Annotated in this window: 18 protein-coding genes; 11 read left to right on the top strand and 7 right to left on the bottom strand. The window is 39.2% G+C overall.

What is annotated here, in order from left to right; genetic code table 11:
- Positions 1–59 precede the first annotated feature (59 nt).
- From BC751_RS14230 to BC751_RS14215, 4 genes are all read left to right on the top strand, one after another.
- Positions 60–983, top strand: coding sequence for a universal stress protein (locus BC751_RS14230; protein ID WP_130276193.1), 924 nt, complete (start codon positions 60–62; stop codon positions 981–983).
- 96 nt (positions 984–1,079) lie between these two features.
- The gene (locus tag BC751_RS14225; RefSeq protein ID WP_130276192.1) at positions 1,080–1,628 is read left to right on the top strand and encodes an RNA polymerase sigma factor; all 549 of its coding nucleotides are present in this window, start codon (positions 1,080–1,082) and stop codon (positions 1,626–1,628) included.
- Between the two features lie 37 nt (positions 1,629–1,665).
- Positions 1,666–2,040, top strand: coding sequence for a hypothetical protein (locus tag BC751_RS14220; protein ID WP_130276190.1), 375 nt, complete (start codon positions 1,666–1,668; stop codon positions 2,038–2,040).
- A gap of 10 nt (positions 2,041–2,050) precedes the next feature.
- A complete protein-coding gene (locus BC751_RS14215; RefSeq protein WP_130276188.1) occupies positions 2,051–2,503 on the top strand; it encodes a Spy/CpxP family protein refolding chaperone in 453 nt (150 codons plus the stop codon).
- Between the two features lie 29 nt (positions 2,504–2,532).
- Here BC751_RS14215 and mscL read toward each other — a convergent pair whose 3' ends face one another.
- The gene (gene mscL, locus BC751_RS14210) at positions 2,533–2,949 is read right to left on the bottom strand and encodes a large-conductance mechanosensitive channel protein MscL (protein WP_130276186.1); all 417 of its coding nucleotides are present in this window, start codon (positions 2,947–2,949) and stop codon (positions 2,533–2,535) included.
- Positions 2,950–3,167: 218 nt separating this feature from the next.
- Between mscL and BC751_RS14205 the strand changes: the two genes are divergently transcribed.
- Positions 3,168–3,548 carry a methylglyoxal synthase gene (locus BC751_RS14205; protein ID WP_130276184.1) on the top strand — a complete coding sequence of 127 codons (381 nt, stop codon included), beginning with the start codon at positions 3,168–3,170 and terminating at the stop codon, positions 3,546–3,548.
- Positions 3,549–4,535 carry a 6-phosphofructokinase gene (gene pfkA, locus BC751_RS14200; RefSeq protein ID WP_130276182.1) on the top strand — a complete coding sequence of 329 codons (987 nt, stop codon included), beginning with the start codon at positions 3,549–3,551 and terminating at the stop codon, positions 4,533–4,535.
- A 24-nt stretch (positions 4,536–4,559) separates the two neighbouring features.
- Here pfkA and BC751_RS14195 read toward each other — a convergent pair whose 3' ends face one another.
- The 4 genes from BC751_RS14195 to BC751_RS14180 all read right to left on the bottom strand — a co-directional run bounded on the left by BC751_RS14195 (position 4,560) and on the right by BC751_RS14180 (position 11,206).
- Positions 4,560–6,110 carry an alpha-amylase family glycosyl hydrolase gene (locus BC751_RS14195; RefSeq protein ID WP_130276180.1) on the bottom strand — a complete coding sequence of 517 codons (1,551 nt, stop codon included), beginning with the start codon at positions 6,108–6,110 and terminating at the stop codon, positions 4,560–4,562.
- 75 nt (positions 6,111–6,185) lie between these two features.
- Positions 6,186–7,247 carry a class II fructose-bisphosphate aldolase gene (gene fbaA, locus BC751_RS14190; protein WP_130276178.1) on the bottom strand — a complete coding sequence of 354 codons (1,062 nt, stop codon included), beginning with the start codon at positions 7,245–7,247 and terminating at the stop codon, positions 6,186–6,188.
- Between the two features lie 18 nt (positions 7,248–7,265).
- Positions 7,266–10,055 (bottom strand): DUF4961 domain-containing protein, encoded by a 2,790-nt coding sequence (locus BC751_RS14185; protein ID WP_130276176.1) that lies wholly within the window; start codon positions 10,053–10,055, stop codon positions 7,266–7,268.
- A gap of 80 nt (positions 10,056–10,135) precedes the next feature.
- On the bottom strand, positions 10,136–11,206 hold the full coding sequence (locus BC751_RS14180) for a SusE domain-containing protein (RefSeq protein ID WP_242617484.1): 1,071 nt from the start codon (positions 11,204–11,206) through the stop codon (positions 10,136–10,138).
- 347 nt (positions 11,207–11,553) lie between these two features.
- Between BC751_RS14180 and BC751_RS14175 the strand changes: the two genes are divergently transcribed.
- The 4 genes from BC751_RS14175 (at position 11,554) to BC751_RS14160 (ending at position 17,535) form a co-directional block, all read left to right on the top strand.
- On the top strand, positions 11,554–12,588 hold the full coding sequence (locus BC751_RS14175) for a LacI family DNA-binding transcriptional regulator (RefSeq protein WP_130276174.1): 1,035 nt from the start codon (positions 11,554–11,556) through the stop codon (positions 12,586–12,588).
- A gap of 203 nt (positions 12,589–12,791) precedes the next feature.
- Positions 12,792–15,218 (top strand): glycoside hydrolase family 31 protein, encoded by a 2,427-nt coding sequence (locus BC751_RS14170; RefSeq protein ID WP_130276172.1) that lies wholly within the window; start codon positions 12,792–12,794, stop codon positions 15,216–15,218.
- Between the two features lie 23 nt (positions 15,219–15,241).
- Positions 15,242–16,576: an MFS transporter gene (locus BC751_RS14165; protein WP_130276171.1), complete on the top strand. Its 1,335-nt coding sequence runs from the start codon at positions 15,242–15,244 to the stop codon at positions 16,574–16,576.
- Positions 16,577–16,647: 71 nt separating this feature from the next.
- Entirely contained in the window at positions 16,648–17,535 is an 888-nt protein-coding gene (locus BC751_RS14160; RefSeq protein ID WP_130276169.1) for a type 2 periplasmic-binding domain-containing protein, read from the top strand.
- Here the strand turns inward: BC751_RS14160 and BC751_RS14155 are convergent.
- A complete protein-coding gene (locus BC751_RS14155; RefSeq protein ID WP_207226889.1) occupies positions 17,474–19,411 on the bottom strand; it encodes an ATP-binding protein in 1,938 nt (645 codons plus the stop codon). The two genes, BC751_RS14160 and BC751_RS14155, sit on opposite strands and share 62 nt — an antisense overlap.
- A gap of 139 nt (positions 19,412–19,550) precedes the next feature.
- Here BC751_RS14155 and BC751_RS14150 point away from each other — a divergent pair, with 139 nt between their 5' ends.
- Positions 19,551–20,471, top strand: a complete 921-nt coding sequence (locus BC751_RS14150; protein WP_130274191.1) for an IS1595 family transposase — start codon at positions 19,551–19,553, stop codon at positions 20,469–20,471.
- A 56-nt stretch (positions 20,472–20,527) separates the two neighbouring features.
- Here BC751_RS14150 and BC751_RS14145 read toward each other — a convergent pair whose 3' ends face one another.
- Complete coding sequence (locus tag BC751_RS14145) at positions 20,528–21,757, bottom strand: S8 family peptidase (RefSeq protein ID WP_242617483.1); 1,230 nt, start codon at positions 21,755–21,757, stop codon at positions 20,528–20,530.
- Between the last annotated feature and the right edge of the window lie 46 nt (positions 21,758–21,803).

The raw sequence follows: 21,803 nt of genomic DNA, 5'->3' as shown, positions 1-21,803 counted from the left end.
TTTATCGGCATTTCAATCCGATTATCGTTAATTTTGCAGTACGAAAAGGCACTATCAAAATGTATCAAATCAAAAAATTAATTGTTTGTCTGGATCAAACCTCATTGGACGAAACCCTTGTAAGGTTTGCTTCTTTTATAGCCAAAGCAAATCAGACCAAAAAAATCTATTTTACCAATGTCATCCGTAACCTGAATATCCCCAAGGAGGTTTTAAGCGAATTCCCCAATCTTATTGAAAATATGGTGGAAGAAAGGAAGAGCCAAATGAAGGAAGTCGTTGAAAAAACCTTTGGAGCAGCTGGGGATATTGAGTTTTCTTACATAGTAAAGGAAGGTCAGTTATCTAAAAAAATCCTGAAGCTGGCCCATGAAAAGTCGGTAGACATGATCATAGTAGGTAGGAAAGTCAACCTACCAGGCACAGGGGTGATTTCACAACGTCTTGCTAGAAGGGCAAGCTGTTCATTATTGATCATTCCGGAAAATGCTGTACCCAAAATTGACAGGCTATTGGTTCCTTCAGATTTTTCCGATTATTCCAAAGATGCCATGGAAGAAGCTATCCTTATAGCTGAAAAATACGGGAAAAACACTGAAATCGTATGTCAAAATGTATTTACAGTGCCTTCAGGTTACCATTTTACCGGTAAGAGTTATGAGGAATTTACTTCCATCATGAAGATGCATGCAGAGATCAATTTCAAAAAATTTATAAGAAAGATTGACACTAAAAACATTCAAATTCTTCCTGTCTATACCCAGGACGAAGATGATGATCCAGTAGAAGATATCCTGGCCAAAGCCAAAGAAATCAATGCTGATGCCATTATTATCGGTGCTAAAGGAAGAACAGCTGCCACTGCCCTATTTATTGGAAGTATGGCTGAGCGTTTGATCCAACTGAATGATGAATTTCCACTGTTGGTTACCAGACCCAAAGGGAAGAATGCAGGAATTCTGGATTATATTCTAGAAATTTAATTCACTAAGCGGGCAAAATGCCCGCTATTTTTTTAATCAATTTCTTTTCTGAGTTTTAAATTAAACCATTGCTCACCAGTCTTGTCTAAAACTTACATGACACCAATTAGCGAACTGGAACTTTTGGCACTGATCAAAAACCCTGAAACTAAAGAAAAGGGTTTCCGGGTTTTAGTGGAGATGTTTCAGAAAAAGGTTTATGGTGTAATCAGAAAAATGGTCATCATACACGAAGATGCAGATGATCTGACCCAGATCACTTTCATCAAAGCATTTAAAAACATCCATAAATTCCAGGGGAATTCTTCATTATTTACCTGGCTTTACAGAATTGCAACCAATGAAAGCCTGAATTTTTTACATCAAAAGAAAAAAAGATTTTTCTTCCAGATTGAAGACCATCAGGAGGTCATGAAACAATATCTTGACAGTTCACCTTTGGTTGATGGAGAAATGATCGAAAAAAAATTGCACAAAGCAGTTTTGAATCTTCCTGAAAAACAGCGGTTGGTGTTTAACCTAAAATATTTTGAAGACCTAAGTTATGAGGAAATAAGCAAAATTACAGATACAAGCATAGGTTCACTTAAGGCATCTTACCACCACGCCGCAAAAAAAATAGAACAAGAAATTAAGTCAGAATAAACCATTTGGTTTTTCTACTGTCTAACCGACAATTATCATGGAAAATTTAAATAAGAAAAATATTCACCAAGTACCTGAAGCCTATTTTGACCAATTGCCGGACAGGATTTTGGAAAGGTATGAAAATCAAAAAACCGTTTTGTTTTCAAGACCTTTTAAATTTGCTGCCGCAGCAGTCGTTTTCTTAGGAATTGCTTTTTGGGTTTTTACCTCCCAAAAACCTCAGGTTGACCCCGTGGAAATGATGATCAGTCAAGAAATTGATTTATTAATAGATACTGAATATTGGCAAGCGGAAGATATTCTTTTACTGGCAGACAATCCCAATTCCATTCTTGATGATATTATCGCTGCTGAATGGGGCAGTTTTGAATGGAATGGAGAGGAACCTGAAGAAGATATCTGGTATTAATTGATTTACTATGAAAAAACTTACAATCCTGGCCTTTTTCCTTTGTTTAGCGACAATAAGCATGGCACAAAGGGGCAATCAACAGTACGACCAAGAGAAGTTAGAAGCTGCACGTGTGGCTTTTATCACCAATAGATTGGACCTTAAACCATCACAGGCCGAAAAATTCTGGCCCGTATTCAATCAATATCAAGATGAAAGAAAATCCATGATGGAGGAACTTTCGATGCTCAACAGACAGGCAGGAAGGGAAATCGATGATGAAAAAGCAAAAGAGCTTATCCACAAGAGATTTGAACTCCAGGATAAACTCCTGGCAAGAGAAAAACGTTTTATGAGCGACATCATGCAGGTAATCAGCCCCTCCCAAGCGGTAAAATTAGGAGGTGCTAATCGTGATTTTACCAGGCAGGTTTATAGAATGCAACAGGGAAGGGAAAGAAGCGAAGGCAATAAAAACTAAAAAAGCAGCCTAAAAGCTGCTTTTTTTTATTATTTGTTTTTAAGAAGATCACGGATTTCCTCCAATAACACTTCCGATTTTGGAGGTGCAGGTGGGGGTGCAGGAGCCTCTTCTTTCTTCTTTTTTAGTGAATTCATCCCTTTTATTGCCATAAAAATCACAAATGCAATAATAAGGAAATCCACTACATTTTGGATGAAATTACCATAGCTGAGTACCACAGCAGGCATATCAACACCAGCATCAGTGGTGTACGCTTCCCGGATAGTCAAAGCAAGGTCTTTAAAATCAACGCCACCCAATAATACCCCTAGTGGAGGCATAATGATATCGTTTACAAATGAGGAAACGATTTTTCCAAAAGCGCCGCCAATGATCACGGCGACAGCAAGGTCAACAACATTGCCCTTGACAGCGAATTCTTTGAATTCTTTTAATAATCCCATAGCTTGTTTTTAGTTGATGATTTGTTTCTGAAAATAAATAAAATGGATTAAAATCTCTACTAATAGTTTCATTTTTTTAATAAACCCAAAAATTACTGCATTTACCAAATGTGGTTTTCAATTAACTTCTTTCGATGTTAATTAGGATAAAACAGAAATCTTCATCGGGAAATCTCCAAAATTTCATAACTTTCGCGTCCAAACCTATTAAAGACGAAATGAAAATAGCCTTGATCGCCCATGACGGTAAAAAGGCCGATATGGTCCACTTTTTGAGTGGATTTAGGGAACAGCTAAACCATTCTGATATAGAACTGGTTGCCACAGGTACCACAGGTTCCCACATAGAAAAAGCCGGCTTTAAAGTACAAAGACTGCTTTCTGGACCATTAGGCGGGGATGCACAGATTGCCTCCATGGCAGCTCAAAAAGAACTGGATATGGTTATATTTTTTAGGGATCCTTTGGACAAACATCCCCATGAACCCGATGTACAGATGTTGATGCGTATATGTGATGTTCACAACATCCCCCTTGCAACAAATCCAGCAGCAGCCGGTTTGATGTTTCAACAATTAACCTCAAGACTTAAATCTTAAATGGAAGTAACGACAATAAAAAGAATTGCAGTATTGACTTCTGGCGGAGATGCTCCGGGAATGAATGCAGCTATTCGTGCTGTGGTAAGGACCGGCTTTTATTACAATCTGGAAATGTTTGGAATATACAGGGGCTATGAGGGGATGATCCAAAATGAAATCAAAAAACTGGAATCAAAACATATCAGTCATGTCCTTGAAAGAGGAGGAACTTTTCTCAAATCTGCACGAAGTACTGAATTCCGTACTCCGGAAGGAAGGAAAAAAGCATTTGAAAACCTCCAAAAACATGGAATTGATGCGTTGGTTGTAATAGGTGGAGACGGTTCCCTTACCGGAGCCCATTTGTTTTATAAGGAATATGGAATTCCTGCAATCGGTATCCCTGGTACTATTGACAATGATCTTGCAGGAACTGATCTTACCGTAGGTTTTGATACTGCATGCAATACGGCAATTGAAGCCATAGACAAAATCAGAGACACCGCTACCTCTCACGATAGGCTTTTTTTCGTTGAAGTTATGGGAAGGGATGCCGGGTTTATAGCAATCAATGCCGGCATAGGTAGTGCGGCAGCAGCTACTTTGATTCCAGAGAAAAAAATGCCTATTGAAAGACTGGTGGAAAGATTAAAAGCCCGAACCAAAGCCATGAAGCAATCCAATATCGTGATCGTAGCTGAGGGCGGAAAAAGTGGTGGAGCGGCTGAAATAGCAGAAAAAATCAAAAAACAACTCCCATATTATGACATAAAGGTCACCATCCTTGGACACTTGCAACGCGGAGGAGCTCCTTCTGCCATGGACCGTGTGTTGGCGAGTAAATTGGGCGTAGCTGCTGTAGAAGGTTTACTCCAGGGTAAATACGATGTGATGGCAGGTGTAATCAACAACAAAGTAGTCTACACACCTATTGCAAAAGCTATTGTAGGAAGTAAAGAAGTGGATGAGGATGATTTTAGGGTAGTGAGAATTCTTTCAACATAAAAAAAGAGGCGCATGCCTCCTTTTTTATTGCCTTTCTATTACAATGGTTGCATAAGCAGGCAATTTCACCTTTTGGTTTTGTAAATCCGCTGAACCAAAAGTATAAATTACTTTTTGGTATTCTTCAGGAACTTCCAGACTATGCTCTACATCACTTAAGTTATGCGCTACAAAAAGCTCCTGATCTTTGTGATTTCTGAAATAGGCCATCAAGGGCTTGGCTAAGTCTCCCTCATACAACTCCAAATTTCCAAGAGCGAGGGCCCTATTGGTATTCCTTAATTTTATTATTTCCTTGTAATGGTTGAAATAACTCGTACTCATGGACTTTTGAATGGCCAAAGGTGTCACCATTTCATCTATGGAATGAATGGGTTCAATCCATGTAGTTCTTCCTTTATCGTTCGCTTTGATATCCCAAAGGAAAGGTTCCCTGATGTGCTCATCCGGTTTCAATCCCAACATTCCAATTTCTTCTCCATAATACAGGTATGGAGCTCCTGGCATCGTCATCAAAATATTGATGGCCTGCTTCATCTTTCTTGGGTTTTGATCCAGCGAATTAAGTAATCTTGGTTGGTCATGATTGGAAGAAAATGTCGCATCTATGAAATCCTTGGTGATGTTCTGATAAAAATCCAAGATTTCTTTTTGTTTCTTGGCAAGCAACATTCCATCCTCCTTCTGATATGCCTCAATCAAAGTGTAGTGAAAATCAAAATTGAACAAGGCCGGTAGTCCTGGCAGATAAGGAGCCACTATTTCTTTCTTGTCATACACCTCTCCTACCAAGTAAACATCCGGTTTAATCGCCTGCATCTTTTGTCTGAATTCCTTCCAAAACAAATGGTTATCTTCAGGTCGGTCATCTGGGAAAATGTGCTTGGCAGCGTCCAATCTAAAACCATCCACTCCTACTTCCTCAAGCCAGAATCTTCCGATTTCATAAATTTCCTCCCTTACCTTCGGGTTATCAAAATTCAGATCCGGCATTCCTCCATAAAAAAAACCATAATAATAATCCTCCCCAAAGCCAGGGTCATGCCATTGTCTGATGTTGTCACTATCTAAAGTGATCGTCTTTTTGTTGATAAAATCTGCAATGGTGTCTTTTTGTGCCCATACATAATAATCGCGGTAAGGATTATCCCTGCTGCTTTTAGACTCCAAAAACCAAGGGTGTTCACTGCTTGTATGGTTAATAATAAGGTCAATTACAATCTTGATGTCCTTTTTATGGGCTTCCCTGATCAGTTTTTTAAAATCATCCATTGTTCCATAATCCGGATGGACAGCTTTGTAATCCGTCACATCATATTTATGGTAACTTGGAGAGGGCATTATCGGCATAAACCAAATAGCATTGGCTCCCAGTTCTTTAACATGATCCAGCTTTTTGGTTACCCCATTGAAATCTCCTATCCCATCTCCATCAGAATCGTAAAAAGACTGAATAAAAATTTCATAAGTTATCCCTGCATGCGGCCAGTAGTTTTCTGCCTCTCCTGATTTTTTCCCGGAACATGCAAATAATGTACTTAACAAGACGATAAAAGACGCGTAATGATATTTCATATTTAAACCTTAATAATGAAAAGGAAAAAGTCACCCATCAAGTGACTTTTCCAATGCGGTTGATTGTAGTAGAGATCAGTTTCTTCCTATGGCATTTAGCATATCGAAAGCGAGTTCAAGCCTTTTGATAAAGCTTTCCTCCCCTTTTCGAAGCCAAACTCTCGGATCATAATATTTTTTGTTTGGACTATCCGGACCTTCTGGATTGCCTAACTGGCTCTGCAGGTAGGCTTCATTAGCTTTGTAATAATTTTTAACACCTTCCCAGAATGCCCATTGCTGATCCGTATCGATGTTCATTTTGATAGAACCATAGCTATTTGCTTCTCTGATTTCCTCTTGGGTGGAACCAGAGCCGCCATGGAAAACGAAATAAACCGGCTTAGGCCCAGTTCCAAATTTCTTGGCAATGTAATCCTGTGAATTTTTAAGGATGATGGGTTTTAGGCTGACATTACCTGGCTTGTATACCCCATGAACATTACCAAATGAAGCCGCAACAGTAAACAAATCACCAACCTGCTTCAAATGCTCATAAGCATAGGCCACTTCTTCTGGCTGGGTATACAATCTTGAACTGTCCACATCCGTATTGTCAACACCGTCTTCTTCACCTCCTGTAATACCCAATTCAATTTCAATTCCCATTTCAAGTGCTTTCATTTTCTTGAAATACTCCACAGAAATTTCTATGTTCTCATGCACAGGTTCTTCGGATAGATCCAGCATGTGGGAGCTGTACAAAGGCTTCTTGTAGGCAGCGTAAAATGCCTTTCCTTCTTCCAATAAGCCATCAATCCAAGGCAAAAGCTTTTTGGCACAATGGTCAGTATGTAAGATTACCGGAACCCCATAGGCCTCAGCCATTCTGTGCACATGCAATGCCCCTGAAATACCGCCCTGAATGGCTCCTTTTTGATTTTCATTTCCCATGCCTTTTCCCGCATAGAATTGGGCTCCGCCATTGGAAAACTGTATAATGACTGGAGAATTCACTTTCTTAGCCGTTTCCAAAACCGCATTCACGGTACTGGTATTGATCACATTGACAGCGGGCATGGCAAACTCGCTCTCTTTTGCATAATCCAATAGGTCTTTGAGTTCTTCTCCGAATTTAACTCCTGGTTTGAATTTCATGATGTTTTTAATAGGTTATTACTTTTTTAGGAATCTTTTTCTGATCACCTGTCGGTTATCAAAGATTTCAAAGATATAAAGACCTGCCCTAAAATCCTTTACATCCACTTGCAAAATATTGTCCTGGCCTGTGTAAATACTCTCTGTCAACACCTTTCCGGTCACATCCATGACCCGGTAATTGAACCCTTTGTAATCAGAAGGCAAGCTGACCCAAATATAATTGCCCGCAGGAACCGGATAAATTTTAAATGCAGAAGGATCAATCTCCTCTGGCCTTATAGAGGTAATAAGATCCTCCATTAAGATTTCTCCTTCCGGTTTTTCAAGTTTTCTGTTAGTAAATAAAAAAAACTCATTTGCCCTTAATCTGAAGGTTTTGGAATTGCCGGTTACCTCTATCTCTTCACCTGTGAAATAATTGTACCACTTTCCGGGAATAGGGAAAGACAAATCAGCATTATTGATGTCAGTCAGCCCAAAGTTCCCATATAAAAGAACCTGAAAATCCCCATCCACCAACCGAATTGATTTTAGATTTTGAGCAAGGTTCAAGATGGCGTTTTCAGGCTTATTAAATGCTTGATGCTCATTTTTAAGCTGTATCATGGCTTTGTAAAGCCTCCATAGCCTCAGCCTGTCCGGATTGTCAAGGTAATTCCATCTCGTGGGTTTGATACCCAAGCGGTCATTGTTCAGCTCTAGATCATATCCAAATTCTTCAAATTGCCAAAGCATTTTTGGTCCGGGAATGGCAAAGAAAAATGCAGCCATCAACTGATTTCTGTTTACCGCATTTTTAAGCGTCCGGATATTCAAAGGAGATGTTTGACCCCATGTCAGTGATTCCCACATGGTGCGTTCTTCATCATGGCTTTCCATGTAAGAAACCAGGTTGTTTTTTGACCAGCCCCTTGTCTGATAAAAGCCCCAGTCAAAGTTTCTTGAGCCTCCTTTTGCCATTTCCCTGAAATCAAAATTCAAGTTGCCCCAAAACATCATGCCATAATCAGCCAATTCCCTTTCTTCTGAATTGTCTGCAAAATGTTCTAAAATAACATAAGCATCAGGATGATTCTTTTTAATTTGATCATAAATGTTTTTCCAGATCGCAATCCTGGATTCATCCCTTTGACTCCATAAACTTACATTATCCCCTGAATTGACTTGAGTGAATCCCTTGCTTAGGTCAAACCTGAAACCATCTACTTTATATTCTGTTAACCAATAATTGTTTACTGAATCTACCAATGCTTTGGTATAAGGACTCTCATGGTTAAAATCGTAGCCCACATTGAACGGATGTTTTGCAACCCTATTGAGCCAAGGATTATCTTCTGTGGGTGCACCAAAATCCCCATCATTGTACAAGCGGACATAGGGACTTTGGCCAAAAGCATGGTTCAGCACCATATCCAAAATGACCACCATATCCCTTTTATGGGCTTCATCTATCAATTCTTTGAGGTGATTTTTGGGACCATAGAATTTATCTACTGCAAAAAAGAACGATGGATTATATCCCCATGAGATATTCCCCTCAAATTCCTTCACCGGCATTAATTCAATAGCATTGATCCCCAGGTCTTTTAAATAATCTAACCTTTCTGTTACTGCCTTGAAAGTGCGCCTGTCATCAAAATCCCTGACCAGCAATTCATAGACTACGAGTTCTTCAGGTGCAGGTTTTTTATAATTCAAGTATTTCCATTCATAGGGTTGTTGAGCAGTCTGAAGGAATGTTGCCTGAAACTCCGTTTTTCCTTTGGGATATGGCTTAAGACCCGGGTACCTATTTTGTTGGATGATTTCATCGTCATGGAATGGATCCGAAACCTTGTCTGCATAGGGATCCCCTATTCTTAAATTCCCATCCACCAAATATTGAAAAATGTATTCTTCCCCTGGGCTTAGGTCTTTGAGGTGATACCAAAATAGTTCCTTATCAGGGGTCTGTTTCATCTGGAATTCTGTCCTGATTTCCCAATCGTTGAAATCTCCTAAAACAAAGGCATTTTTTTTCTTTGGGGCTTCCAAAACCAAAATCACCTCGGTGTCAGAAATATAATTGATTCCTTTCCTTACCCCTGATGGAAGGGCTTCCTGAGGACTAGGCCCCACCACAGAAATATTGATCAATGCTGTACGCTCATCTTGTCCTGACCTGGCAGATGCCTGGAGTTCAAAATCCCCTTCTTCCAAGGCTAAAAAAGTATAGACAAGTTCTTCCTTATTGGTTTCAGTTGCTACTTCTGCCCCATTGACAAAAAGACTCAAATTGGCCGGTTCAGATGAAATTATCCTGATTTCTTGGGATTCACCCACTTCCAAAAGCGTAGAATTTGTGCTTGGCCTTTGGAAAAATACCTCAAACCCCTGGCTCAGGTTGATAAAAAAGTCCTGGTTAGTATCGGTTTTGCCTTCCCTGGTTCCATCAACATTTCGGAAAACTACACCTAATCTATAAATTGTCTGACCGGATGTTGGATTAAAAAACTCATTGGGAACCAATTCAAATTCCCAAATATTTTCCTCTCCTTCCACCTTTTTCATCCGTGCCCTAGGATCATCGACGCCCCATTGGGTAGGCACAATCGACCATGAAGTGGAAGTGGGCCCCGTTGTGATAGCACCTATATGAATATACACCTGATTAACCCCCTGCAAACCGGAAGTTCCTTGGGTAGCATCATAAATAATTTTAACATTGCTGTCTGCCCTTGGAAAACCAGGAATTGTTGTAATCTGGGCAACTGCAGAAGAGTAAAACAGTAAAAATAAAGAAAATAAGAGGATAATTTTTTTCATTGCAAGGAATGTAAACTGGATTAAATTCAATGAAAAGGGCTACTTTTTCAAGCAGCCCTTTCATCATTGTGCTTATGGAATTATTGATCTATTTTGATATATCTGCCATCCAAAGAGTTAAACCAGATCTTATATGTACCTGCTTCAACAGGGATGTTTGGTCCATCTTGGGTACCTCTACCACTGATGGCCGTATTCGCACCCCAGTTTACAGCCCAATCATTGTCCGCTCTGAATTTCATTTCTCCATCCGATAATGTAGCATTTATATAGTAAATATGCCTATCGAAAGTGAGTTGATTCATGGCTGTGCTTGCGTCCCAACCATTGGCAGTCGCACTTCCTATAATTCCTACTGTGCCGAAAGTTGCAGGCACATTGTCGATAGGTACTAATGAAAATGTCTCAGTTGAAAGATCAAAAGTAAAGGTATAGTATCCTGCGGCAGGCACATTGAATACATCAGGATCTGATCCATTTCCTGTGTTTACGGCAATGCTCGTACCATCATTCGTACCATATTGTGGTTGCCAAGCACCTAAAACTTCCAAAACCTTGAAACCGCCAGCATTGAAAAATCCAGAGTAAACGTATAAATCTGTGTTTTCAGGATCCCTGAAAAGCGGGGGATTATTGTCATTATTGTTCCAACCTCTGGCAGTGGCCTCACCTACAAGGAAAAGATTTCTCAGCGCTACGGCATCTGCAAAAGTAGTCACGTTGATAGTGACTGCTGCACCGACAAGAGCTGATAATGTACGCGATGGAACAGCCCTGACCCTGAATTCCATAGGACCGGTCTCCCCTCCTAAAATCCCCCTGGAAACAGCCCTTCTGTTGATTTCTGCGGCCTTTATTTCAACAGTAGTAGAAGTAGAAGAGCCCAAGTCAGCAGCATTGGCAAAGTTATTTCCAGGACGGTCCATTTGGATAATATACGTTACCTCCATGGGCGTTCCGAAATCAGCAGGATTGACAGTAAAGACAACCACCTCATCTTCATCTTCCCCAGTCAAGGTAATGGAAGAAGGTGCAGAGGCGATGGTAGCCGGAACCTGAGGAATAATTGGTGGTTCATCAATTGGTCCACAGGCCCAAATCAGCGGTAATAAAAAGGCTACCTTTGTTAAATTTGAAAGTACTCTCATCATTGTTTTGGTATTTATTGTTTCATTAAATTGTTTTGTTGTTTTTTTTCTATTCTTGCTAAGAAAATCACAAATTAAATTGAATAAGTGATAGGATACATTTGGCTCATGAATGAAATGCTTATCTCATATTAAAAAAGGCGATTGTATTAAGCAAGTTTTCGTTGAACAAAATCTTAAAAAAAACGTTGCAAACGTCACCGCAAACGTCTGCATTAATCTTATTTTTAACTTGATTTATCCAAATAATAAGAAAAATTAAAGATCAAAAGGGAAAAAAAAAGTGGTACAAATATCGCATATTGTGGCAAATTAAGTTAACTTTAAAATCTTAGAAAAAGATAATTTTTATGAAATTAGGCCAAGCGACAATCAAAGATATTGCAAGGGAATTGAATGTATCTTCGTCCACAGTTTCCCGTGCATTGAAAGATTATCCCGGGATCAGTTTTGAGACCAAGAAGAAAGTCAAGGATTTAGCTGAAAAACTCAATTACCGGCCAAATGCAATCGCCCTGAGCCTAAGAAAAAGTAAATCCTTTACCATAGGTGTTATTATTCCTGAAGTAGTCCATTTCTTTTTTTCAACAGTCATATCCGGAATAGAGGAAGTTGCCTTTAAAAACGGATATAATGTCATCTTATGTCAGACCAATGAGAAACTTGAAAGAGAAATCAATTGTGTGGAAACTATGCTCTCCAATCAAATTGATGGTTTATTGGTCAGCTATTCAAAAGAAACCACAGATTTTTCACACTTTATTAACTTAATAGACATGGAGATCCCAGTGGTATTTTTTGACCGAATCCCTAACATTAAAAATGCGGTAAATGTAACCGTTAATGACTTTAGCGGAGGGTATCAAGCCACCAAACATTTGATCGATCAGGGCTACAGGAGAATCGCCCATTTGGCGGGTCCTTCCAACCTTGCCATCAGCAAAAAAAGAAAAGAGGGATATTTGGCAGCACTATCGGACTCAGGAATATCTATTGATGAAAACCTGATCGTAGAGTGTCCCAGTGCCAACGAAAAGGAAAGTTTTGAAATTTGCTTGAGGTTATTTAAAGATCCCATCAATAGGCCTGATGCTATCTTTGCTCACCATGATATTGTAGCTGCCGGAGCTATGATGGCCATTAAGTCTCTTGGCTTAAGAATTCCAGAAGATATCGGTGTGGTCGGGTTTTCTAATTGGCAATTTGCTTCAATGATTGATCCTCCCCTTACTTCTGTCCTTCAACCTGGCATCCAAATTGGGGAGAAAGCAACCAAAATCCTCTTGGAGATGATCCAAAATAAAGATATTAACCATCAAGAGATAAGTAATGTGGTCCTGGACACAGAATTACTTATCAGGAAATCTTCCGTAAAAAATTACTGAATTATTTAAAGTTTCTTTATTTTTTTGTGCAAACGTTTGAATGTGCCAAAATTTTTAAAATTCGCCCATATTGATTTAAAAATCCTCTTGGAGCCTTGCTCCATCATTTTCTGATTGATTTTTTACTTTCACTTTACTTTCTAATTTAGCTTTGATTTAAGGCTTTTGCCTAAGTTTCTTAGCAATAAACTGATAAAAAACCAATGACTACACTGATGAAAAATGGCAGTGGAAAAAGAAATGTTGCCATAGGGAATGTGCAATATTGGGAAAAAACCAAACTGGGCATAAATGGACATACTGATAATGCAATTTTTTGCATCACGGTTTATGATCATCATACCATAAGGATACAAGTAAGTAATGAGGGAAGTTTTTCCCCAAATCCCTATGCTGTGGTCATGGAGCCAAAAAATACAAGTTTCGAAATTGACGAAACTTCCGATGCTGTTCAACTCAAAACCGATACCATGATAATTGAGCTCAATTTGCATCCATTTTGCTTAACTTTTAAAACATTGGAAGGCAAAATTATCAATCAAGATGATTCTGCATTTGCAGTCTCATGGTTGGGAACAGAGGTGACCAATTATAAAAAAATCCAAAAAGATGAAAAATTTGTAGGCTTGGGAGAGAAAACAGGAAACCTTAACCGATTTGGAAAGGCTTACACCAACTGGAATACTGATTATTTTGCCTATGGAGTAAATGACGATCCCTTATACCTGTCTGTTCCTTTTTACATAGGACTTCACAATAATTTGTCCTATGGGATTTTTTTCGATAACACCCATAAAACTGTTTTCAACTTTGGGGCTTCCAACAACCGCTTTATTTATTACAGTGCGGAATCAGGCGATATGGACTATTATTTTTTCCATGATGAAAATGTTTCAAAAATCATTGAAGCATATACCAATCTGACCGGTAAAATGGCCATGCCTCCTCTTTGGTCATTAGGTTTTCAGCAATGCCGCTATTCATATTATCCGGAATCGGAGGTACTTACACTAGCTGATAATTTCAGGAACAAAAATATGCCTGCTGATGTGATCTACTTGGATATACATCATATGGATAAATATAAAGTTTTTACTTTCGATGGAGAGAAATTTCCCGATCCCAAGTCCATGATCCAAAAACTGAAAGAAAAAGGTTTTAGGGTAGTGGTCATCATGGATCCGGGCATAAAAACTGATAAGGGATATGCACCTTTTGATGAAGGAAAAGAAAAAAATCTCTTTGTAACCTATCCGGACGGTGAGATTTATGAAGCTCAAGTATGGCCAGGCTGGTGTGCCTTCCCTGATTTCACCAAACCTGAAGCGAGAACCTGGTGGGCTGAAAAGATGGAGTATTATAGGGAAGCCGGTGTGGATGGCTATTGGACAGACATGAATGAGCCAGCCTCCTGGGGCCAATTCACTCCCAATCTGATCGATTTCCATTATGAAGGTGAGCATGTTAGCCATAGAAAAGCAAGAAATGTTTATGGGATGCAAATGGCAAGAAGCGCTATGGAGGGAAGTCTTTTGCAAAACCCCAAAGAAAGACCTTTCATTTTAACACGTTCAGGTTTCTCCGGAATACAGCGCTTTGCTGCCGCCTGGACGGGAGACAATGTCTCCAGTGATGAGCATATGCTTGCAGGTATCAGATTGGTCAACAGTCTGGGGCTGAGCGGAATTTCGTTTGCAGGTTATGATGTGGGGGGCTTTGCGGGTGAACCAAGTAAATCCCTTTATGCAAGGTGGATAAGTATTGCAGCATTTGCTCCATTGTTCAGGGCCCACTCCATGATCAACACTGCTGATTCAGAACCTTGGGCATTTGGGGAAGAAGTAGAGGAGATTTCCAGAAATTACATGAAACTTCGCTACAAACTTTTACCTACTATTTACAGTGCATTTCATGCAAGCTGCTTGACCGGACTTCCTGTTGCCAAAAGCTTGGCTATTGATTATCCACATGATAATTTGGTGTTTGATTCTGCATTTCAGAACCAATATACTTTCTGTGATACCCTACTGGTAGCTCCAGTGGAGAGTTACAAAGAAATCACTAAAGTGTACTTACCAAAAGGAGATTGGTATTATCTTTTTGACAGTAAAAGTTATCATGGGAACCAGGTAATTTACCAAGATTGTCCTACCAGTTATCTCCCTGTATTTGTAAAAGCCGGCTCCTTTCTGGCCCTTCAATCAGACATATCCCATTCAGGAGAAAAAAATGACGGAATCTTGAGACTGCATTTCTATTTTGGATATGAGGACAGCACATATTGTCACTATGAAGATGATGGTATTAGCCATTCCTATACCAAAGGAGATTATTTCAAAAGAAAAATAAGCTGGATAGGAAATGAGAAAAAAATTGTTTTTGATACCCCAATGGGAAACTTTGAATCCGGTTTTAAGAAAATAAAACTTTATATCCATGGGAAGCATCCTGAAGAAATCCTTCTCAATGAGGAAAAGCTGTTCATTGAAAAAGAAGATGTGGCATTCCTTGGTAAGTTGACCGATTTTGACCCCTTACCGGAACATTCCCATCCTTATCATGTGGCTAAAAACATTCCTTTTGTTATCATACCCCACAGAGAAAAAGCTTTTGAAATTCAATTTCTATAACCATTAACAATACACCCAGCCTAATGTCTGAAACACAAAATAAACCCAAACTCAGTTTTTGGCAGATATGGAATATGAGTTTTGGATTTCTTGGAATACAGTTTGGATTTGCCTTACAGGGCGGTTTTATGTCCAGGATTTTCCAAACTTTAGGAGCAGATAAAGAGACAATACCTTTATTATGGATTGCGGCTCCCTTGACCGGTCTTATTGTCCAACCTATTGTGGGTTATTTGAGTGATAGGACCTGGCATCCAAAATTTGGCAGAAGAAGACCGTTCTTTCTAATCGGTGCTATTTTATCAACCATTGCATTGTTTTTTGCGCCTTATTCCAGTGCTCTTTGGATTGCAGCCGGCTCACTTTGGGTTTTGGATGCTTCCATCAATATCAGCATGGAACCTTTCAGGGCTTTGGTAGCAGATAAGTTACCCGATAGCCAAAGATCTTATGGTTTTGTGGTGCAAACCCTTATTATTGGCATTGGAACTTGGATCGCCAGTAATCTCCCTTGGCTTATGACCCAAATCGGAATACCCAATACCGCAGAGCCTGGAGTGGTCCCTGATACCGTAAAATTTGCTTTTGCAGTTGGAGCAGTTGTTCTTTTTTCTTCTATTCTATACACCATTCTAACGACAGAGGAATACCCTCCTGCTGATTTGGAATCATTTGAGAAAGAAAAAAAAGAAAGCAGGGGATTTTTTACCGGCTTTAAAGAAATATTCAGAAATATAGCCAACATGCCTGAAGTCATGCGGAAACTTGGCTTGGTACAGTTTTTCTCATGGTTTGCCTTTTTTACCATGTGGAGTTTTGCTACACCCGCAATCACCGAGCATGTATTTCATGCAACAGATACTTCATCTGTTGAATACAACAATGCAGCAGACAGTGTCGGAAATTATTTGGGGACCTACGGACTCGTATCCATGTTCTTTGCCTTGATTTTGGCCTTTGTGACTTCTAAAGTCAAGATCAACAGGAAATTGGTCCATATGTTCAGTTTAATCGCAGGCGGTTGTGGCTTTATTTTGATTTATTTTATAAGAGAACCCTGGATGCTCCACCTTTGCTTTGCCTTGGTCGGAATTGCATGGGCCAGCATTCTTTCTATGCCATATGCGATGTTGTCCAGTTCCGTAAACCCTAACCAAATGGGGGTTTATATGGGGATTTTCAACATGTTTATTGTAATCCCCCAGATTGTGGCTGCTATTGGTGGTATCAATTTTATGTATAAACTCCTTTTTGGGGAAGAGGTGATATTTACCATGCTTTTGGCTGGAACTTCTTTAATCATTGCAGGATTATGCAATTTATTGATTACCAATCGGGCTGCCACCCATGATGGTTAATTTTGATTAGAAACAAAAAAATGAATACCGCTTACCCAAAATAAGCGGTATTTTTGTTTGAAAGAAACGACATGAAAAAGATCAATATCATAGGTGTTCCCGAGCATTTCAACTTTCCTTGGATAAAAGTCATAGAAAGACAACCTCTTAAGGATGAAGGCATTGAGTTGGTTTGGCATAATGAATCCAGAGGTTCAGGTGCGATGAATCATGCCATCAGAAGGGGTGAAGCTGACTTAGCCTTGATCTTAACTGAAAGTTTTATTAAGGACAAAATCGAAGGAAACCCAGGAAAAATTATCGGTTGGTTTGTGAAAAGTCCATTGGTTTGGGGTATCCACCTGTCTTCCTTGTGTCCTGTGCAAAGCCTTTCAGAATTGAAAAAACCCACATTCTTAATCAGCAGGTATGGCTCTGGATCACACCTTATGGCATTCCTATTGGCTGAAAGAGAAGGTTGGGATCCCAAATCCCTTCAATTTGAGGAAATTGGAAACCTGGATGGTGCAAAAAAATCCTTTGAAAGCCCAGAGCCAAAAATATTTCTTTGGGAAAAGTTCACAACAAAACCTTTGGTCGACCAGGGTTTGTTTAAAAGAATAAATGAAATACCCACACCTTGGCCTTGTTTTGTGTTGGTGGCTTCAGAGCAATCCTTGAATCAACATGCTGATGTCCTGAAAAAAATCCGGGACATGGTATATGATGAAGCGCAAAAATTTAAATTCTCGCTAAATACAAGTCAAGCCATCAGCGAATTTTATGGTATTCAAAAAAAAGATATTGAGGAATGGTTGGAAAGTACAAGCTGGGCTGAAAACAATAACATAGGTGCTGAAGAATTGCAAAAAGTAATTGAAACTCTTCAAAACCTTCAAATCATCAAAAATGTTGAAATTAAACCAAATATTTTTGTGGATGAAGCTCTGGTGAACCTTCTACCAACAAAACTTTCCTGAATCTAAGTGTCACTGTTGTACCAATATTTCTTTCACTTTCAAAATAAATGGTACCTCCCATCATGGAGGTAAACTCTTTGCAGAGGTTCACGCCTAAGCCTGTTCCCCTTTCATTATCCGTACCTTTACTGGATTCCAAAAGAGAAAATTTCTGAGTCCTGATCTGATGTAGCATGTTTTTGGACATACCCATTCCATAGTCCTTGACTTTAATGATCACATTTTCTTTGTCTTCAAAAGTGAAGATATCAATGAAAGAGTTTTTCTTGGAATACTTGATGGCATTACTGAGCAAGTTTCTAAGGATTATTTGGAAAAGATCATGATCTACCCAGATTTTAGTGTCTTTGTCCACATTCACGTGGAAAGAAAGCCCCTTACCATCTGCATGTTGCTGCAAAAGCTCAATACATTGATTTATGGTAGATAAACAAGATGTTGGCCTTAAATGAAGTTTGAATCCATCCATTTGGGCTCTAGACCAACTTAAAATATTATCCAAGGTTACAAAAAGACCATCTACGTTTCTTTTTAAGACGTAGGAAATTTCATTGAATTCTTCCCTGCTCAGATTGTTATCATTCATCAGGCCGAGAACACCCTGTAATTGGGCAACCGGAGCTTTAAGGTCATGACCAAGAATGGAAAACAACCTGTTTTTTAAATTATTGGATCTCTCAAGATCCTGAGATTGCTTTTCCAGTTCCTCTTTTTGTTGATTGACCTTATTCTGGTTTTCTACCAAAGCTAAATTGATCGCTCTGGTTTTCCTGTGCAATACAAACAACCAAAGAAAAAGACCACCGAGAATCAGGGTGCCAAAAATATAAATGTTGTTATAAGTTTTGAAACTCTTTATTTGCAATTCTTTGTAGTCATTTTCAGCCCGAAGGTACCTTAACTCTCCATCTGTCTTTTCCACTTCAAACATGGCTGAGATCAATGCTAACCTATCTTTATTGACCTTTTCCTCTAATAATTCACTCAATCTGTTATAAGCCATTTGATTCTGAAAAGCCAGATCCAGTTTTCCCAAGGCTTCATAAGTCAAAGCGAGATATTTATAGCTGCTTACCAATTCATCCTGATAGCTTTTGGCCAAAGAAATTTCCTTACTCCTTTCCAATAATTCAGCGGCATTTTCATATAGCCCCAACAAACGGAGAACATTTCCCTTCCTATTCAATATAGAAGCTTCAAATGATTCCAATTGATGGTGGGAATCAGTCAAAAAGGCAAAATCATAAGTAGCCAAAGCATCCTCAAATTGACCTCTCGCGGTTTGAATATCGCCAATTACCCTATAGATAAAACTGTTAAAATAAATCGAATTGTATTGGTTGTTTATTTCAAGCGCCCGGTAAGCGTACTCATAGGCAGAATCCAATTCACTGGTTGCCAAAAAATTAAGCGCCAAATTATTGAAACTTCTTACAATCACATAAGGGTCTTCTATTTCAAAGCCAATAGAATAAGCTTCCTTGAATTTCTTAATGGCCTCCCGATAGTTTTTTTGTTTGTAATAAATCACCCCCAAGTTATTCAAAGACATGGCCAAGCCTTGCTTATCCTTAATCTTGTAACTGATCAAAAAGGCATCCCTTGAATAACGGAAAGCCTTATCCCATACCCCGGTGCGGTAAAAAATCCAACCTAAATTACTTTTTGCCCTTCCCAAATTCAGGCTGTCATTGGCAGAAACAGACAATTTCTCTGCGAGATTGGCATATTCAAATGATTCGGTGATATTCTGTTCTCTCAATAAAAAAGAAAGCCTATTCAAAACATCCAGCTTACTCTTCTTTGTAGAATCATCCAGCTGAAATTTCAGACTGTCCAATTCCAAGCCAGATTGGGCTAATGCCAGCTGACTCAAATAAAAGCAAAACAAAAAAAACAAATATGAATATCCGCCTACATACAAGTGGGCAAATTTTATACTTTGACAATAAGTGTCAATAACTTTCAGGGCTGAATTGTAAGTGTTTAATTGGCTGTAAATAAATAAGAAGGCCATGAATATTCTACAATTCAATGAAAGATATCCTGATGAGGCAAGTTGCATCCATTACTTGAAGGAACAAAGGGAAAGAGAAGGTGTTATTTGCAAGAATTGTAATTCCAAGGATCACTACTGGCTTAATTCTCTCAATATGTTCCAATGTAAACATTGTAAATTTAGGACAGGACTGAAAAATGGTACTATTATGGAAAACAGCAAGTTACCATTGAGGACTTGGTTGCTTGCAATGACTCTTGTAAGCGCAACCAAGAAGGGATTTAGCTGCCTTGAACTACAGAGGCAGATGGGTCATAGCAGATACGAGACTGTTTTCAGACTGTATCACAAGCTCCGGGAAGCAATGGGTAAACGTGACAGCCAATATAAACTAGAAGATATGGTTGAATATGATGAGGCTTTTGTAAGCAAGGCAACAAAATCTTCGGAAAAGACGAAGCTGAAGAAAGGCCGTGGAAGCCAAAAACAAGCTACTGTCGCTGTTATGGCTGAATCATCTATTCTTGAAGACCTAATTACTGGAGAAAAGGACAAAAGCTGCAGATATTTCAAGATGGTCAAAATAGATAACTTGAAGGCAAAAACAGCCGAAAAACTGATAAAAGGACTGATTGACAAAAAAGCCGTGCTCCAAACTGATGAAAGTACGACTTATGCTAACCTAGAAGATTGTATCGATGTTCACGTGAGCGAATTATCTTCCACAAAAGAGGGCAAGTTCAACCTCAAATGGGCACATATAGCAATAAGCAACCTTAAAAGGGATTTACAGAAGTACCATATGGTTTCAGAAAAGATGCTTCAAAACTATCTCAATGAATTCTGTTATAAACTAAACCGAAGATACTTTGGTAAAAAACTCTTTGATAGACTTGTTATTGCGAGCATTTGCCCCTACTTGTATACAAGCGGATAATCATAAAAACAAAACTCTAAACATAAACTTGTACTAAAAAATGGTTGAACCTTTAATTATCTTCTCACAGCTATCGGGTCGGGGTTTTCGGGTATGGGATGATTCAATACATAGCCGTCTTTTTCAATTTCGCCTAAAACTCTTATTCCCGAAACATGAGGAGCTGCCATAGATGTGCCTGAGGAATTCACGTACCTGTTGTTTGTCCAGGTAGACCTGACATTTACGCCAGGAGCCGAAAATTTGACAGGAAAACCAAAATGGGAAAAAGAAGCAAACCTGTCTCCTATTTGAAAGGCTGAAACAGTAATGGTAAATGGTCCATTTACCCTGGCAGGACTAAAAGAAGTAGCCGGTAATCCACTGTTGCCCGCTGCAATTACCATCCAGATCCGCCTTTTTTCAGATACTCTCAAAACAGCTTCATCCAAGGCCCTACTGTCATCAAAGCCACCGAAACTCAAATTAGCCACATCGCCTGGAATCCCCCTCACCCCCACATGATTTATCCCGGCAATTAGACCTGAATACGTATATTCTGCCCTTGGGCCTGTAAAAATTTTAACAGGAACCACTGGAACGCCTGCCGCCACACCAACAACCCCAAAATGATTATCCAAAGCACCTATCGTGCCTGCAACATGGGTGCCATGACCATGTTCGTCATTTAAATCATAGTCTTTCTTCTTGCTGTTGTAGGCATCAAAACCTTTCTTATCGTCAACATTAAGATCAGGATGAGCCAAATCTATACCTGTATCCAAAACAAATACACTATGTCTACCCCTGTATGTAAATGGACCGCCTGCCCTTGCCACTCCCCAGGGAATAACCTGGGTAGTCACTATTTGTTCTTCTTCTTGGCCAGGTCTTTTAAGCACTTGAAAAGGTCCGAGTTCTCCCCTTCTGTCCTGCTCAATATATTTAACTTTTGGATCAACAAGCAAATCGGGCAATCTTTCAGCATTGACTTTTGCAGAAAAACCCGGTAAAGCAATGGAATAGATATGTTGAACGCTTTCTGGATCTACCCGATGGGTTTTAAGAAAATCCTCCACTTCTTTAACCATTAATCTCTCTGTTCCTTCCAGGTCATCTGCATCCATTCGAAATGAAATTCGATCTTCATTAAAAACAATAATGTAATGGTCCGGAATGGGTTCAGCCTTCATCACGGGAAATTTCAGCATTTCTTCATCCTCTTCATTTGAAACACCAAATTCATGTTCATTTGCACAAGCATGCAGAAAAAAGCTTATCAAAATAAAATAAACGAATTTCTTCATATATCCAGTTAAAAATTTGTAAATCATGAGTTTATAAAATCTAAAC

The sequence above is a fragment of the Cecembia calidifontis genome (assembly GCF_004216715.1).
Taxonomy (GTDB): domain Bacteria; phylum Bacteroidota; class Bacteroidia; order Cytophagales; family Cyclobacteriaceae; genus Cecembia_A; species Cecembia_A calidifontis.
This window is presented reverse-complemented; position numbering and strand designations above follow the sequence as displayed.

Bases quoted from the DNA above. Each gene is read 5' to 3' on its own strand.
- BC751_RS14230 (WP_130276193.1), top strand. From the start codon at position 60: ATGTATCAAATCAAAAAATTAATTGTTTGTCTGGATCAAACCTCATTG.
- BC751_RS14225 (WP_130276192.1), top strand. From the start codon at position 1,080: ATGACACCAATTAGCGAACTGGAACTTTTGGCACTGATCAAAAACCCT.
- BC751_RS14220 (WP_130276190.1), top strand. From the start codon at position 1,666: ATGGAAAATTTAAATAAGAAAAATATTCACCAAGTACCTGAAGCCTAT.
- BC751_RS14215 (WP_130276188.1), top strand. From the start codon at position 2,051: ATGAAAAAACTTACAATCCTGGCCTTTTTCCTTTGTTTAGCGACAATA.
- mscL (WP_130276186.1), bottom strand. From the start codon at position 2,949: ATGGGATTATTAAAAGAATTCAAAGAATTCGCTGTCAAGGGCAATGTT.
- BC751_RS14205 (WP_130276184.1), top strand. From the start codon at position 3,168: ATGAAAATAGCCTTGATCGCCCATGACGGTAAAAAGGCCGATATGGTC.
- pfkA (WP_130276182.1), top strand. From the start codon at position 3,549: ATGGAAGTAACGACAATAAAAAGAATTGCAGTATTGACTTCTGGCGGA.
- BC751_RS14195 (WP_130276180.1), bottom strand. From the start codon at position 6,110: ATGAAATATCATTACGCGTCTTTTATCGTCTTGTTAAGTACATTATTT.
- fbaA (WP_130276178.1), bottom strand. From the start codon at position 7,247: ATGAAATTCAAACCAGGAGTTAAATTCGGAGAAGAACTCAAAGACCTA.
- BC751_RS14185 (WP_130276176.1), bottom strand. From the start codon at position 10,055: ATGAAAAAAATTATCCTCTTATTTTCTTTATTTTTACTGTTTTACTCT.
- BC751_RS14180 (WP_242617484.1), bottom strand. From the start codon at position 11,206: ATGATGAGAGTACTTTCAAATTTAACAAAGGTAGCCTTTTTATTACCG.
- BC751_RS14175 (WP_130276174.1), top strand. From the start codon at position 11,554: ATGAAATTAGGCCAAGCGACAATCAAAGATATTGCAAGGGAATTGAAT.
- BC751_RS14170 (WP_130276172.1), top strand. From the start codon at position 12,792: ATGACTACACTGATGAAAAATGGCAGTGGAAAAAGAAATGTTGCCATA.
- BC751_RS14165 (WP_130276171.1), top strand. From the start codon at position 15,242: ATGTCTGAAACACAAAATAAACCCAAACTCAGTTTTTGGCAGATATGG.
- BC751_RS14160 (WP_130276169.1), top strand. From the start codon at position 16,648: ATGAAAAAGATCAATATCATAGGTGTTCCCGAGCATTTCAACTTTCCT.
- BC751_RS14150 (WP_130274191.1), top strand. From the start codon at position 19,551: ATGAATATTCTACAATTCAATGAAAGATATCCTGATGAGGCAAGTTGC.
- BC751_RS14145 (WP_242617483.1), bottom strand. From the start codon at position 21,757: ATGAAGAAATTCGTTTATTTTATTTTGATAAGCTTTTTTCTGCATGCT.